The 14024-nt window shown below is 50.9% G+C and carries 11 protein-coding genes and 3 pseudogenes; all 14 read left to right on the top strand.

The window, feature by feature from the left end:
* Positions 1-101: 101 nt before the first annotated feature.
* The 14 genes and pseudogenes from E0E29_RS05605 to E0E29_RS05670 all read left to right on the top strand — a co-directional run bounded on the left by E0E29_RS05605 (position 102) and on the right by E0E29_RS05670 (position 14018).
* Positions 102-836: a phage replisome organizer N-terminal domain-containing protein gene (locus E0E29_RS05605; protein WP_050617391.1), complete on the top strand. Its 735-nt coding sequence runs from the start codon at positions 102-104 to the stop codon at positions 834-836.
* Entirely contained in the window at positions 833-1696 is an 864-nt protein-coding gene (locus E0E29_RS05610) for an ATP-binding protein (RefSeq protein WP_050617392.1), read from the top strand. Before E0E29_RS05605 ends, E0E29_RS05610 begins: the two co-directional genes overlap by 4 nt.
* Before the next feature lie 64 nt (positions 1697-1760).
* On the top strand, positions 1761-1934 hold the full coding sequence (locus tag E0E29_RS05615) for a transposon-encoded TnpW family protein (protein ID WP_005924807.1): 174 nt from the start codon (positions 1761-1763) through the stop codon (positions 1932-1934).
* A 77-nt stretch (positions 1935-2011) separates the two neighbouring features.
* Entirely contained in the window at positions 2012-2377 is a 366-nt protein-coding gene (locus E0E29_RS05620) for a hypothetical protein (RefSeq protein ID WP_050617393.1), read from the top strand.
* Between the two features lie 87 nt (positions 2378-2464).
* Positions 2465-3307: pseudogene (locus tag E0E29_RS05625) on the top strand (VirD4-like conjugal transfer protein, CD1115 family); the annotation flags it as partial.
* Positions 3308-3551: 244 nt separating this feature from the next.
* A pseudogene (locus E0E29_RS05630) lies at positions 3552-3680 on the top strand (Maff2 family mobile element protein); the annotation flags it as partial.
* Between the two features lie 722 nt (positions 3681-4402).
* On the top strand, positions 4403-6289 hold the full coding sequence (ltrA, locus tag E0E29_RS05635; protein WP_101695384.1) for a group II intron reverse transcriptase/maturase: 1887 nt from the start codon (positions 4403-4405) through the stop codon (positions 6287-6289).
* 149 nt (positions 6290-6438) lie between these two features.
* Positions 6439-6537 (top strand): annotated as a pseudogene (locus E0E29_RS05640) (Maff2 family mobile element protein); the annotation flags it as partial.
* A gap of 6 nt (positions 6538-6543) precedes the next feature.
* Positions 6544-7407: a VirB6/TrbL-like conjugal transfer protein, CD1112 family gene (locus tag E0E29_RS05645; RefSeq protein WP_130848978.1), complete on the top strand. Its 864-nt coding sequence runs from the start codon at positions 6544-6546 to the stop codon at positions 7405-7407.
* Positions 7408-7445: 38 nt separating this feature from the next.
* Positions 7446-7889: a SpoVG family protein gene (locus E0E29_RS05650; protein WP_130848979.1), complete on the top strand. Its 444-nt coding sequence runs from the start codon at positions 7446-7448 to the stop codon at positions 7887-7889.
* On the top strand, positions 7889-8443 hold the full coding sequence (locus tag E0E29_RS05655) for an MT-A70 family methyltransferase (protein ID WP_130848980.1): 555 nt from the start codon (positions 7889-7891) through the stop codon (positions 8441-8443). Before E0E29_RS05650 ends, E0E29_RS05655 begins: the two co-directional genes overlap by 1 nt.
* 33 nt (positions 8444-8476) lie before the next feature.
* Entirely contained in the window at positions 8477-8911 is a 435-nt protein-coding gene (locus E0E29_RS05660) for a PrgI family protein (RefSeq protein WP_130848981.1), read from the top strand.
* Positions 8811-11282: a VirB4-like conjugal transfer ATPase, CD1110 family gene (locus E0E29_RS05665; RefSeq protein WP_207303565.1), complete on the top strand. Its 2472-nt coding sequence runs from the start codon at positions 8811-8813 to the stop codon at positions 11280-11282. The genes E0E29_RS05660 and E0E29_RS05665 overlap by 101 nt, the downstream gene beginning before the upstream one ends.
* Positions 11283-11327: 45 nt before the next feature.
* Positions 11328-14018 (top strand): CD1108 family mobile element protein, encoded by a 2691-nt coding sequence (locus tag E0E29_RS05670; RefSeq protein ID WP_130848982.1) that lies wholly within the window; start codon positions 11328-11330, stop codon positions 14016-14018.
* The last annotated feature ends 6 nt before the right edge of the window (positions 14019-14024 follow it).

The raw sequence follows: 14024 nt of genomic DNA on the forward strand, positions 1-14024 counted from the left end.
TTTCGGGGGTGTCAAAGGCAGTCTGATAGATTTATCCTCTGCCCACTAAAATAGCCTTAAAATGCGTACAGAATCCCAAGAGAACCCCAAGGAGGAACCCTATGTCAGACAATCGAAAATATTATTACCTGAAACTCAAAGAAAACTATTTTGACGATGATTCCATCGTGCTGCTGGAAAGTATGCAGGATGGTGTGCTGTATTCCAACATTCTGCTCAAGCTGTATCTGAAATCGCTGAAACATGGTGGACGGCTTCAACTTGACGAGGACATTCCTTACACGGCGCAGATGATCGCCACCATTACCCGCCAGCAGATCGGCACTGTTGAGAGAGCTTTGCAGATCTTTTTGAAGCTGGGTCTTGTGGAGGTGCTGGACAGCGGCACATTCTACATGAGCAACATCGAACTTTTAATCGGCCAGTCCTCTACCGAGGCTGAGCGAAAGCGGGCTGCGAGGCTCCAAAATAAGGCTCTTTCTGCGCCCCGGACAAACGGCGGACATTTGTCCGACATTCGTCCACCAGAGATAGAGATAGAGTTAGAGAAAGAGATAGAGATAAAGAGAGAGATAGAGAAGGGACACTCCGCCCGCGCCTATGGCCGTTACCAAAATGTTTTCCTGACGGACGAGGAAATGGCAGACTTGCAGGCCAGCTTTCCCACCGTATGGGGTCAGTACATCGAAAAACTGTCCGAGTACATGGCTTCTACCGGCAAGCGTTATCAGAGCCATGCAGCGACCATCCGGCGCTGGGCCGGTGAGGACGCGAAGAAAGCAGCCCCGCCCTCTCGCAACCGGGATTACAGCGTAAAGGAGGATGAAACCGTATGATTGAGATTACCGCAGAAATCCGGGCGCTGATCGACAAGGCAGCCGCCGGTATGGAACTGGCCGGGGACGAGTACATAGACCCGGCAGACGGCCTCATTCACTGTAAAAAGTGCGGCGGCCAGAGGCAGACCGTTGTGCCATGCTTTGGGAAACCCGGCTACTTTATGCCGCGCTGCATCTGCCAGTGCCAGCGGGAGGCTGAGGAGCAGCGCAAGGCCGCCGAGGAACGGCAGCGCCGCATGGAGCGTATCAAACGCCGAAAGGCACAGGGCCTGCAAGACCGTTATCTGTACGACTACACATTTTCCAATGATAACGGGCAAAACCCATTGATGGACAAGGCCCGCGCCTATGTGGAAAATTGGAAGGAGGCATATAAAAACAACACCGGCCTGCTGTTGTTCGGGGATGTGGGAACCGGCAAGTCTTTTTTCGCCGGTTGTATTGCCAACGCCCTGCTTGACCGGGATGTGCCGGTGCTGATGACGAACTTTCCCACCATTCTGAATCGCCTGACAGGGATGTTCTCCGAGGACAGGGCCGACTTTATCGCCAGCTTTGACGAGTACGACCTGCTCATCATTGACGATTTGGGTGTGGAGCGCAATACCGAGTATGCGATGGAGCAGATGTTTTTCGTCATTGACAGCCGCTACCGCAGCCGCAGGCCCATGATTATTACAACAAACTTGAAACTGTCCGAGCTGAAAAACCCACCTGATCTGGCTCACGCCCGTATCTATGATCGTATTTTGGAACGGTGTGCGCCGATTCTCTTTGACGGGAAGAATTTCCGGGAAGAAAATGCCGGTGCTACCCGACAGACAGCAAAAGACATTGTAAACAGTAAGCACGATTGATTTTTTACCGGGTGTCACAGACCCGTTCGGAGAAAGGAGCGCCATGAACAAAGAACCCCGTACTATGCAGGTGGCAGACGCCGCTACTGCGTCCAGAGCGCCGGAAAACACGCCGGCGATGGTAAAGAAAATCGGAAAGACAACCTACAAAGTTCATGTCCATTTCAGCAATACCAGCACAGAAACCATGAGCGATAAAATCAAGCGTATGCTCAAAAATGAAATTCAGCAGATGTGACAGACTGATAAACGAAGCTGCCTTGTGCTAAACTGATGATGGTACGCACCAAAATTTTTGTCAAGGAGGACACGAAAATGCTTTACACAGAAAAAGAGAAGCATGAAATTGAACGAGTAAAGGAGGTCTTTGCGGAACATCTGCGGCAAAGCCCTGATTTTGAACTGCTCTGGTCGGACAAGGTAGGCTATGTCTGGCTGGCGATTAGCGTCAATCCAGTCTATGTGGATACCGGTATCAGAATCGAATCAGCCGCCGATCTCTGCGGCAGGTGTTTGGATGATGTTGCTACGGATGTTTTATATATGACAGGCAACGATCATGCACTGGAAGCAGCCGATCCGCTGGAATTGGCCGAAATCAAGCGGCGCTGGGAGCCATATATCAACCAGCTGCCAGACTATGCGTATCTCTGCAAAGACCTGCTGAACGGAAAAATGTAATCTATCAAACGAGGTGTCAGGAGCCATACGGTGCTTCTGGCACCTTTTTTTGTGGATTTTTTGTGAATTTGATGAAAAAGTCCTTGACAATTTGTCTCTGGCAAGACGGCTAAGTCGATCTTAATTAGCTGCGGTGCCAGACTTGCCCCGTTTGACATTAAGGAAGTCCGGGAGATTACCATGTATGACGAGCTGGAGCTTGACCTGGTGGGCGACAGAAAAACGGCTCTGTTCTTTATTATCAGTGATACGGATGCGACATTTAACTTTCTTGTCAGTATGGCTTATACCCAGCTATTTAACCTGCTCTGTGAGCGGGCGGATGATAAATTCGGCGGCAGGCTCCCGGTCCATGTGCGGTGCCTGATTGACGAGGCGGCCAATATCGGCCAAATCCCGAACCTGGAAAAGCTGATGGCAACGATCCGTTCAAGAGAAATATCCGCCTGCCTGGTATTGCAGGCCCAGAGCCAGCTCAAAGCGCTTTATAAGGACAACATGGACACGATCATAGGCAACTGTGATTCTTCTCTTTTCCTGGGCGGTAAGGAGGAAACCACCTTGAAAAGCTGGAACGCCCTGTTGGGGAAAGAGACCATTGATATGTATAACACCAGCGTTACGAAGGGTACCCAGGAATCCCACGGGCAGAACTTCCAAAAGCTGGGGAAAGATTTAATGTCCGTTGACGAGCTTGCGGTGATGGATGGCGGCAAATGCCTCCTGCAGATCAGGGGCGTGCGTCCCTTCCTGTCCCGGAAGTACGATATTACCAAACACCCGAATTACAAATATCTTTCGGATTTTGATGAAAAGAACGCCTTTGACATAGAGAAATACCTGTCTACAAGGCTGCCTGTACGTCCCAGAGAGTTGTACCCCAACTATGAGATCACGCCGGAAGAACTGGCAGCACAGACAACCGCGTAAAATTCCACTGTATTATTTCCTTATTATATGGTGGACTTTTATATACCCTTTGGAAAGGAGGTGCCTATTGCGGATTCGCGATTCTCCCTGACAACTGAATATTCCCCGCAGGTCTTACCCTGCCCCTTATGCCGCTGTCATGTTTTTGTAGGTTTTCTATTTAAGCATGGCGGCGGCTTTTTTCGTTTCAGGCCCAATGCGGCCATAACAATAAATTTTATAAATATTAAGGAGGACTAATTTTATGGCATTTTTCGCAAGTGCGATTGACACTTTGAAAATTCTCGTGATTGCCCTGGGCGCGGGTCTCGGCGCATGGGGTGTCATCAACCTTCTGGAAGGATATGGAAATGACAATCGTGCGACACGTTCGTAAGTGAAAAGCTTGCGCACAAAGTCGAAGGGCAATTGTAGCCCGAAACTTTGGAGAACTGATATTCCGATGGGTGAAATGAGGGGGTAACGTCCCGAAGCGCCACCCTGATACTCCGAATGGCGGGGAGCATGCAACGGCTCTCTCCAAAAGTTTATAGAGCTCGGTGAAGTCGGCAGAGAGCAACCGTAAGACTGGTTTTCAGACCAGACACGAAAGCTGTCCAGAGGTGGATGGTGTTGCCTATATGCCGGGGGTCGGATATCCATGGTGAGAATGTATGAAAATACTGACGAAATTCCGAATGTACGAGTCTAAACGTTGATGCTGTCGAAAGGCGGTACACCTTTCATGGTGGTATCTGTGGGCGAGTAAAATTGGTTGTTATGAAAGTCCATGCATCGTTACAGGCGGTGCGGTTATGCATGACCAGATACAGGCTTAGAGGAAGAACCTAAAGATGTCCAATGATAGGAATATCGGAACGTGGAAAGCTGGGGATACGGAGGCGGTTGCAAGCCAATGATGTGGTGGATGGGAATACCTTCGCGAGAGGGCAATAACCATTCTTTATTCCAGTGAGAGTAGTGGCACAGTACCTGTGAAGCCGTGAATAAGTAAGCGGTGGAGGGATAGCCACAAGTCGAATTCAGCAAAGAAAATGAAAACACAACAAACACAGCTTCGAGTATGACAAAGAAAATCCAAACCGAAGGGAGAGGATGCCTGTGTTGACTTCGGGGCAGCAAGAAAGGAAAAGTAAACAGAGAAAAATCCGCAACTCAGAGTATTACGACATGGAAGGTACTTTTGACAGGCTGTATGCAGAAAGTAAGAAAGATAAAACCTTCAACCATCTGATGGAAATCATCGAGAGTGAAGAAAATATCAAGCTTGCATACAGAACGATAAAGAAGAATACAGGAAGTGATACTTCGGGAGTGGATAAAAGGACGATAGCCGACCTTGCAAAGTTAAGCGAGGAAGAATACGTCCGTCTCATACGGAAACAATTCAGTAATTATCATCCACGACCCGTAAGGCGAGTGGAGATACCAAAGCCCAATGGAAAGACCAGACCTCTGGGAATTCCAACTATCGTAGATCGGATCGTACAGCAATGTATTTTGCAGGTCATGGAGCCGATATGTGAAGCAAAATTCAGTGAGAACTCCAACGGGTTCCGCCCGAACCGTTCCGCTGAGACTGCTATTGCGCAATGCATGAGGCTGATACAGGTACAGCATCTGTACCATGTGGTTGACCTCGATATTAAAGGCTTCTTTGATAATATCAGCCATACAAAGCTGATTCGTCAGATATGGGCATTGGGAATCCGGGACAAAAAGCTGTTATGCATTATAAAAGAGATGCTGAAAGCACCTGTTGTTCTGCCAAATGGGGAGAAAACATATCCCACACGGGGTACCCCGCAAGGCGGTATTTTGTCGCCATTGCTGGCAAACATCGTATTGAATGAACTGGATTGGTGGATTGCTTCCCAGTGGGAGCAGATGCCAACAAAAACAAAATTCAAAACAAGGAGCAATGCGCAGGGAACAGAGATTAAGAGCCACGCCTACAGGGCTCTGCGCCGGAGCAGACTAAAAGAGATGCATGCAGTTCGGTACGCAGATGATTTTAAAATTTTCTGCGCAACACATGAGGATGCTGTAAGAGCATACAAGGCAACAGAGTTATGGCTAAAGGACAGGCTGGGGCTGGAAATCAGCCCTGACAAATCCAAAGTAGTTAATCTCAAAAGACAGTATTCTGATTTTCTCGGGTTCAAACTGAAAGTCCGTAAAAAGGGTAAGAAATATGTAGTTCGGTCTCATATGAGCGATAAAGCATACAAAAAGGCTCATGAAAAAGTCTCGGAAGAAGTAAAGAAACTGGCTCATTCGTCAGATGATAATGCTCAGTTCATGCAGCTTCAGAAATACAACTCTGTAGTTGCCGGACTTCATGAATACTATTGTATTTCTACAGAAGTATCTCATGACTTCAGCAGACTTGCCTTCAGTATCAACAAACAGCTCAGAAACAGACTGAAAGGTGACTTATCCAAAAAGGGACAACTCAGAAATGGGTTCATCAAAGAAAAATATGGAGCAAGCAGACAGATGAGGTTCCTTCATGGACGTCCGGTGGTTCCACTGGGATATGTCCAGTCAAAGAATGCCCAGCATAAAAGGAAATCCATCAATAAATATACGGTCAAAGGTCGGGAACAGATTCATAAGAATCTTGCAATCGACACAGCGACAATGTTATGGCTGATGAGAAATCCTGTAAAAGGCAGAACCATTGAATATGCGGATAACCGTATTTCTTTGTATGCGGCACAGTATGGTAAATGTGCAGTGACAGGAATTCCGATGGATTCTCACGATATTCACTGCCACCATAAAGTGCCGGTTAGCAATGGCGGTTCGGATGAATACGCAAATCTTATTCTTGTCAGCAAAGCGGTTCATATCCTTATCCATGCTTCTTCAGAACCTACGATTGAGAAGTATCTGAAATCCTTAAATCTTGACAATAAACAAATAGAAAAGCTTAACAAACTTCGTTCTATGGCAGAAATGCCACCTATTATTCTTTGAATTTAATGCTGTAACGAAGTGTGTAAGTTGTGTTTAAAAGCCCTGGACGGCTGAATTCGATGGAGCGCCGTGTGCGGTGAAAGTCGCATGCACGGTGTGGAGCGGGGGAAAATCCGGAGATAACTTCAAAGGATTACCTATCGCTATCTGGGGCCAAATCACAGGGAATGAAACAGCTTATGGCGGGCGGCGGTATCGCCCTGGTGGGTGCCACGCTGATTCCGCTCCTGTCCGGCCTGTTCGGTTAATAGCCGATGGGCAGTCTGTTTGACTGGATAACAGACTGGATTAAAGAGGGCCTGATCGAAGCGATCACCGGGCAGTACACCAGTATTTTTGAATCGGTAAACAGCCAGGTCGCGGATGTGGCCGGGCAGGTCGGACAGACCCCGCAGGGCTGGAATGGCGGCGTGTTCAGTATGATCCAGAATCTTTCTGAAACCGTCGTCATTCCCATTGCGGGCATTATTCTGACCTTTGTGCTGGTATATGAGCTGATTCAGATGATTTTGGAAAAGAACAACATGCACGATTTTGATACGTTCAATATCTTCAAGTGGATTTTCAAGACCTTTGTAGCCACCTACCTGCTCACCAACTGCTTTACGATTGTCATGGCGGTGTTTGATGTCGCCCAACATGTGGTATCGCAGAGCGCCGGCGTAATAAACGGAAATCTGGATGTCACAGCGGCTTTGGCTGACCTGGAAACGCAGCTTGAAGCAATGGGGATGTGGGAGCTGATTGGTCTGTGGCTGGAAACCAACATCATCAACCTGTGCATGTGGGTACTGTCCATCGTGATCTTCGTCATTGTGTATGGCCGTATGATTGAGATATATCTTACGGTCAGTCTGGCACCCATACCGTTTTCCACAATGGCAAACCGTGAATGGGGACAGATGGGGACGAACTACCTTCGTTCCCTGTTTGCTCTGGGATTTCAGGGGTTCTTAATCCTGGTATGCGTCGCAATCTACGCGGTGCTGGTCCAGTCGATCCCCTCGTCCGGCGATATTCACGGTGCGATCTGGGGCACGGCAGGATATACCGTTCTGCTGGCCTTCGCCCTCTTTAAGACGGGCTCGTTATCAAAAAGTATTTTTAACTCGCATTAGCGGGTAACAACTACATTTATCAAGGAGGAACTTTCATTATGAGTAAAACCAACACTGAACCCATGCAGCCGGAAACACAGGCGTCCGAAGGCTTGAAGCTGGATGTAACCGTGCGCCCGATTGCCCCGATGGGAAACCTCTTGGCCTTTGCCAACGTGACGATTGGCGACTGCTTCAAGATCGACGGCTTCCGTATCTGCTCCGGCGAAAACGGTCTGTATGTCAACATGCCTTCCACCCAGGATAAGCAGGGCAAATGGAGGGATGTCTGCTGGCCGGTGACGGCGGACTTCCGCAGACAGCTCAATGATGCTCTGATCGAAGGGTACGGCCAGGCGATTGAAAATTTGCAGGCCACCCTTGAAGCGACCAGGGGCGCGGCGGAAAAGCCTTCCCTGACCGGCGCCTTGAAAGAAAATGCCGGAAAGGTCAAGACGCAGCCGGCAAAGCCCGCACCTGCCAAGAGTGAGCAGGCCCGCTGATGGCGGAGGCCGGAAAATATGGCATTGTGTACGCGGACCCGCCCTGGCGCTATGATATGAAGCGCGGAAAAGGCGTGGCAGAAAACCATTACCCTACCATGAGCATTGAAGAAATATGCGCACTGCCGGTTGCAGACCTTGCGGCCAAAGACAGTGCGCTTTTTCTATGGGCCACCTTCCCGCAGCTCAATGAGGCGTTCCGGGTGATCGAGGCATGGGGCTTCCACTATAAGACCCTGGCGTTTCTGTGGCTGAAGCAGAACCGGAAAGCCGATACATGGTTTTATGGGATGGGTTTCTGGACCCGCTCTAATGCGGAAGTGTGCCTGCTGGCAACACGCGGGCACCCAAAACGCCAGTGTGCAGGAATCCACCAGTTTGTGATCTCCCATATCGAGCAGCACAGCAAGAAGCCCGATGAAGTGCGGGACAAGATCGTAAAGCTCATGGGAGATCAGCCCAGGGTGGAGCTTTTTGCCAGGCAGCAGACGCCCGGCTGGGATGTGTGGGGCAACGAAGTGGATTGCAGTATCACAATGCCGCAGAATGGATAGAAAAGATTCTCGCAGATCGGAGGTGACAATGAAATGCCTTATGTACCCGTACCCAAAGACTTAACCAAAGTCAAGACCAAAGTTGCCGCTGGCCTGACAAAGCGCCAGCTTATTTGTTTCAGTCTGGCCGCGTTGGTGGGGCTGCCGGTATATTTCTTTACCCGCGGCACCATTGGCAATTCGGCGGCGGTGCTTCTTATGATCGGCCTGATGATGCCCTTTTTCTTCTTTGCCATGTATGAGAAGGACGGGCAGCCCGCCGAGAAATTGCTGAGGAATCGGCTCCGCTATAAGCTCTGGCCCAAGAACCGCCCTTACCGGACGGAAAATCTCTATAAATCTATATCCAAAAAGGAGGTATCACAGATTGCCAAAAACCAAACAGCAGGAGGCGCAGAAAAAACGTCTGCAAAGAAACGTAAAGCAGGCAAAAAAGACCCGCGCCGAAGCAAGAAAGGCAGGAAGTAAAACTGCCTCTCCCGCCGGGCCGAAGAAAAAGCCCGGCTTTTTTTCCGGGCTGAAAGCGGACGCCCCGCAGACGGTCCAGCAGAGTATTCCCTATAAGGAAATGTACCGGGACGGTATCTGCCGTGTGAGCGGCAATTATTACACCAAGACGGTGCAGTTCTTTGATATTAACTACCAGCTCGCGCAGGCGGATGACAAAGCGCAGATTTTTGAAGGCTACTGCGATTTTCTCAATTACTTTGACGCCTCGATCCATGTGCAGCTCACCTTCATCAACCAGCGGGCCAACATGCAGGACTTTGTTCGGAGCATAGATATTCCTACCCGCGGGGACGAATATGACGGAATCCGCAGGGAGTACGCGGATATGCTGAAGAACCAGCTCCAAAAGGGCAACAACGGCCTTACCAAGCGGAAATATATCACGTTTGGGATTGAAGCGGAGGACCTTCGCACGGCGAAAATGCGTCTGGAACGGATCGAAACGGATGTGTTGGGGAACTTCAAAGCCCTGGGTGCGCAGGCAAGGCCCCTGAACGGGCTGGAACGCCTGGAGCTTTTGCACAGCCAGCTCCACCCGGACGGCCAGGAGAAATTTCATTTTACCTGGAGCGACCTGCCAAAAACCGGGCTCTCCACAAAGGACTTTATCGCCCCTTCCGGCCTCTCCTTCTCTCAGGACGGTAAGACCTTCCGGGTGGGCGACCATTCCGGTGCGGTGTCCTTCTTGCAGATTTTGGCCCCGGAGCTGACGGACCGGCTGCTTGCCGACCTTCTGGATTTGAATGATGCCGTAACGGTGAACCTTCATATCCAGTCTATCGACCAGGCGCAGGCGATTAAGAACATCAAACGCAAGATGTCCGATTTGCAGAAAATGACGATTGAGGAACAGAAAAAAGCGGTCCGCTCTGGTTACGATATGGACATCATACCTACCGACCTTGCCACTTATGGCGAAGAAGCGAAAAATCTCTTGCAGGATTTGCAGAGCAGGAATGAAAGGATGTTCCTTGTGACGGTGCTGGTGGAGAATATCGCCCCGAAGCGCCAAAAGCTGTTTAACGATGTTTTCGCCGCTTCCGGTGTGGCGCAGAAATACAACTGTGCCCTGAAACGGCTGGACTTCCAGCAGGAACAGGGCCTTATGTCCTCTTTATGCCTGGGACAGAACCAGATCGAGATCGAGCGGGGGCTTACCACCAGCAGCACGGCCATTTTTGTGCCTTTTACCACCTGCGAACTGTTCCAGGAGGGCGAGGCTTTGTATTACGGTCTCAATGCCCTTAGCAACAACCTAATCATGGCGAACCGCAAGAACCTGAAAAACCCCAACGGCCTGTTTCTGGGAACGCCCGGCAGCGGCAAGTCTTTCTCTGCCAAGCGTGAGATCGTCAATGTGTTCCTTCTGACGGAGGACGACATCATCATAGCAGACCCGGAAAATGAGTACGGGCCTTTGGTAAAGCAGTTCGGAGCCCAGGGGCAGGTCATAGACATTTCCCCTAACTCCACCAATTACATCAATCCGATGGACATTAACCTGGACTATTCGGACGATGAAAACCCGATCACCCTGAAAAGTGATTTTATTCTGTCTTTGTGTGACCTTATCATCGGCGGCAAGGAAGGGCTTTCTCCCATTGAAAAGACGATCATTGACCGCTGCACAAGGCTTGTGTACCGGGACTATTTGCAGGACCCGCGCCCGGAAAATATGCCGATCCTGGGGGACCTGTACGACCTCCTTCGCAAACAGAGCGAGCCGGAGGCACAGAATATCGCAACGGCGCTGGAAATCTACGTCAACGGTTCCTTAAATGTATTTAACCACCGTTCTAACATTGACATGAATAAACACCGGGTACTGTGCTTCCAGTTGAAGTCTTTGGGTAAGGCCCTGAAAGAGATCGGTCTTTTAATCATGCAGGATGCAGTCTGGAATCGTGTTACGGCCAACCGCTCCAAACATAAGACGACCTGGTTCTATATAGATGAATTTCACCTTCTCCTGAAAGGCCAGACAGGGAGTTTTAGCGTCGAAATTTGGAAAAGGTTTAGAAAATGGGGAGGGATTCCGAGCGGCTTAACTCAGAATGTGAAGGACCTGCTGGCTTCCAGGGAGATCGAGAACATTTTTGAGAACTCAGATTTTATCTACATGCTCAACCAGGCTCAGGGAGACCGGCAGATTTTGGCGAAGCAGTTAGGCATTTCGCCCCACCAGCTTTCCTATGTGACCCATTCCGGCCCCGGCGAGGGCCTTTTGTTTTTCGGCAACGTGATTATTCCTTTTGTCGATCACTTCCCGAAGGACACCCTTTTGTATTCGGTCCTTACCACAAGGCCGGATGAAGTGGCAGGCGCATGAGCGCCGGCAGACCAACAAAGATAATTCAGACTGGAGGTGATGGATATGTCCCGTGATAAAGAATTCAGACGGCCCAAAGATGATGCGGCACGGCAACCGGCGAGGAAAACAGAAAATGATGTCCGGGCCGGCGAGGTGCGCAGCCAGGATTTTGATTTGCGTCGTGCCCGTGACGCTCCTTTGCAGGAAGATAACCGCCATAAAGGGCGGAACCTGTATCAAGGAGCTTCGGAGGACAGCACAATTCCGGCAGCGGATTCAGGTGAGGATTATCCTGCTTCCCGGCAGGCGTCCGGGGATTCTGTTCAGGACAGCCGCGGCGATCTGCAGCAAAGCGGGCTGGATTTTTCCGGGCGTGACAGCTTCCGCGAAAGCAGGCAGCAGGATTCCGGCAGGTTCCGGCGCCAGGATGCAGATTTTTCCCGTCATGGCAGCCAGGAGTTGTCCGGTTCCGGCAGTTTGGAGACTTCCACTGCTTCGGAGGCCGGCAGTACAAATGCCGGGGAAACATCGGGCAGACGCCGGATGCACCAGCACGGCAACAAATACCAGCAGCGTTTTCAGGAGGCGGCAAAAGCCGAGGAACCCCAGGAGAAACAGCCGGGAGCAGCCGAAGGAGAACCAAAACGGCCTTCCAAGCTGGAATTTACCGCTGACGAGCTGCCACCGGAGGCGGCGGATAAAAAGCTGACCCAGGCGAGGCGCAGGGCCGAGCGTGTGGAAAAGAAGCTGGAGGATGCCGAGGCGCGTCTGCCTTCCCGGAAAAAACTGCGGATGGAGACGGCTTCCGACCCGGAGACCGGCAAAGCAAAAAAACGGCTGAAATTTGAGCAGGAAGTAAAATCCCAGCGGGTCCATGTAAAGGGCTCCCTTCCAATGCGCCCGGTAAAGGCAGCAGCAAATACGGCAGCCGGTTACGCGCATAAGAAAATCTACCAGGCGGAGGAAGAAAATATTGGCGTGAAAGCCGCCCACCGCACCGAGCTTGTGGGTGAGGCTGGGGCACGCACCCTGTATCACCGCCATAAAACAGCGCCTTACCGCCGGGTGACAAAGCTGCAGCAGAAATCAGCGAGGGCTAACGCACAGTTTGCCTACCGGCAGACTCTTTCGGATCACCCGGAGTTAAAGAAAAACCTCCTTGCCCGGATGTGGCAGAAGCAAAAGCTGAAACGCCAGTATGCCAAAGCCGCAAGGGAGGCACAGAAAACCGGAAAGCGGGCAAAGGACGCAGCCGTTACGACAGAGAAAATTGCTGCCTCGGTAGTAAACGCTGTCAAGCGCCACCCGGTTATCTGCGGCATTCTTATCCTGTTGCTTTTGGTGGTTTTTCTCATTACTTCGCTGTTTTCCTCGTTTTCCAATATCGGGACCGGGGGCTTGGGAAGTATCGCCGCCTCTACCTATCTGGCGGAGGATCAGGACATCAACAACGCGGAGCTTATCTATACCGAGTGGGAAACAGACCTGCAAATGGAAATAGACCGTGTGGAAACAGACCGGCCCGGTTATGACGAATACCGCTATAACATCGGCGCTATCGAGCATGACCCCTATATCCTGATGGGCTATCTCACTTCTGCCTATCAGAATTTTACCTATGAGCAGATCGAAGGCGTCCTGCGGCAGCTTTTCAATGAGCAGTATTCCCTTACCTTTACAGAGGAAACGGAGATCCGCTACCGGACAGAGACCCATGTTGACCCGGACACCGGCGAGGAAACCGAGGAAGAAGTACCTTATGAGTGGCACATCCTGAATGTAAAGCTCACGGCCACGCCGCTTGCAAACCTGGTGGTGCAGCGCATGAGCGCTGAGCAGAAAGAAATCTGTGAGATTCTATTGCAGACCAAAGGCAATCGGCAGTATGTGAAAAATGTCTTTGGGACAAACTGGCTGCCCTATGTCACCAGCTACTACGGCTACCGGGTACACCCCATCAGCGGAGAAAAGAACTACCATACCGGCGTTGACATCGGCATGGCCCAGGGCACGGAAATCTTAGCCGGCCATGACGGAACGGTCACGCTGGCAGGAAACGCGGGCGGCTACGGCCTGTGTGTCGCCATTGAAGGCGAGGCTTACGAGGGGCATACCCTTACCACCAAATACGGTCACTGTTCACAGATTCTTGTGTCTGTGGGCCAGGAAGTAAAAGCCGGGGATGTGATCGCAAAGGTCGGCAGCACCGGCAATTCCACCGGGCCGCACCTGCACCTGGAGGTATTGGTGGACGGGCAGTATTTGAACCCGCTGTATTTTGCAGATACCGGCGACACCAGCAGTACCGGGCTTCCAAATATTGGCGCGGGCGGTGGCGGCAGCTACTTTGATTACGATATTCCACCGGAGGCCCTTGCGGATGAACAGTTCGCAGCCATGATCGCGGAGGCGGAGAAATACTTAGGCTATCCGTATGTGTGGGGCGGCGCAAACCCTTCCACTTCCTTTGACTGTTCGGGCTTCGTTTCCTGGGTAGTCAACCATACCGGCTGGAACTTCGGGCGGCTTACCGCGGACGGGCTTCTGGGCGTGTGTACGCCTGTATCGAGCGCGAACGCAAGGCCCGGCGACCTGATTTTCTTCCAGGGAACCTATAACACCAGCGGCGCAAGCCATGTGGGAATCTATGTGGGTAACGGAATGATGATCCACTGCGGGGACCCGATCTCTTACGCAAATATCAATACAAGTTACTGGCAGAGCCACTTCTATACCTTTGGCCGTCTGCCTTAACAGAAT

Origin of the sequence: Intestinimonas timonensis (assembly GCF_900626145.1) — a bacterium.
Taxonomy (GTDB): domain Bacteria; phylum Bacillota; class Clostridia; order Oscillospirales; family Oscillospiraceae; genus Intestinimonas; species Intestinimonas aquisgranensis.

Bases quoted from the DNA above. Each gene is read 5' to 3' on its own strand.
- E0E29_RS05660 (WP_130848981.1), top strand. From the start codon at position 8,477: ATGCCTTATGTACCCGTACCCAAAGACTTAACCAAAGTCAAGACCAAA.
- ltrA (WP_101695384.1), top strand. From the start codon at position 4,403: ATGCCTGTGTTGACTTCGGGGCAGCAAGAAAGGAAAAGTAAACAGAGA.
- E0E29_RS05670 (WP_130848982.1), top strand. From the start codon at position 11,328: ATGTCCCGTGATAAAGAATTCAGACGGCCCAAAGATGATGCGGCACGG.
- E0E29_RS05650 (WP_130848979.1), top strand. From the start codon at position 7,446: ATGAGTAAAACCAACACTGAACCCATGCAGCCGGAAACACAGGCGTCC.
- E0E29_RS05645 (WP_130848978.1), top strand. From the start codon at position 6,544: ATGGGCAGTCTGTTTGACTGGATAACAGACTGGATTAAAGAGGGCCTG.
- E0E29_RS05615 (WP_005924807.1), top strand. From the start codon at position 1,761: ATGCAGGTGGCAGACGCCGCTACTGCGTCCAGAGCGCCGGAAAACACG.
- E0E29_RS05610 (WP_050617392.1), top strand. From the start codon at position 833: ATGATTGAGATTACCGCAGAAATCCGGGCGCTGATCGACAAGGCAGCC.
- E0E29_RS05655 (WP_130848980.1), top strand. From the start codon at position 7,889: ATGGCGGAGGCCGGAAAATATGGCATTGTGTACGCGGACCCGCCCTGG.
- E0E29_RS05605 (WP_050617391.1), top strand. From the start codon at position 102: ATGTCAGACAATCGAAAATATTATTACCTGAAACTCAAAGAAAACTAT.
- E0E29_RS05620 (WP_050617393.1), top strand. From the start codon at position 2,012: ATGCTTTACACAGAAAAAGAGAAGCATGAAATTGAACGAGTAAAGGAG.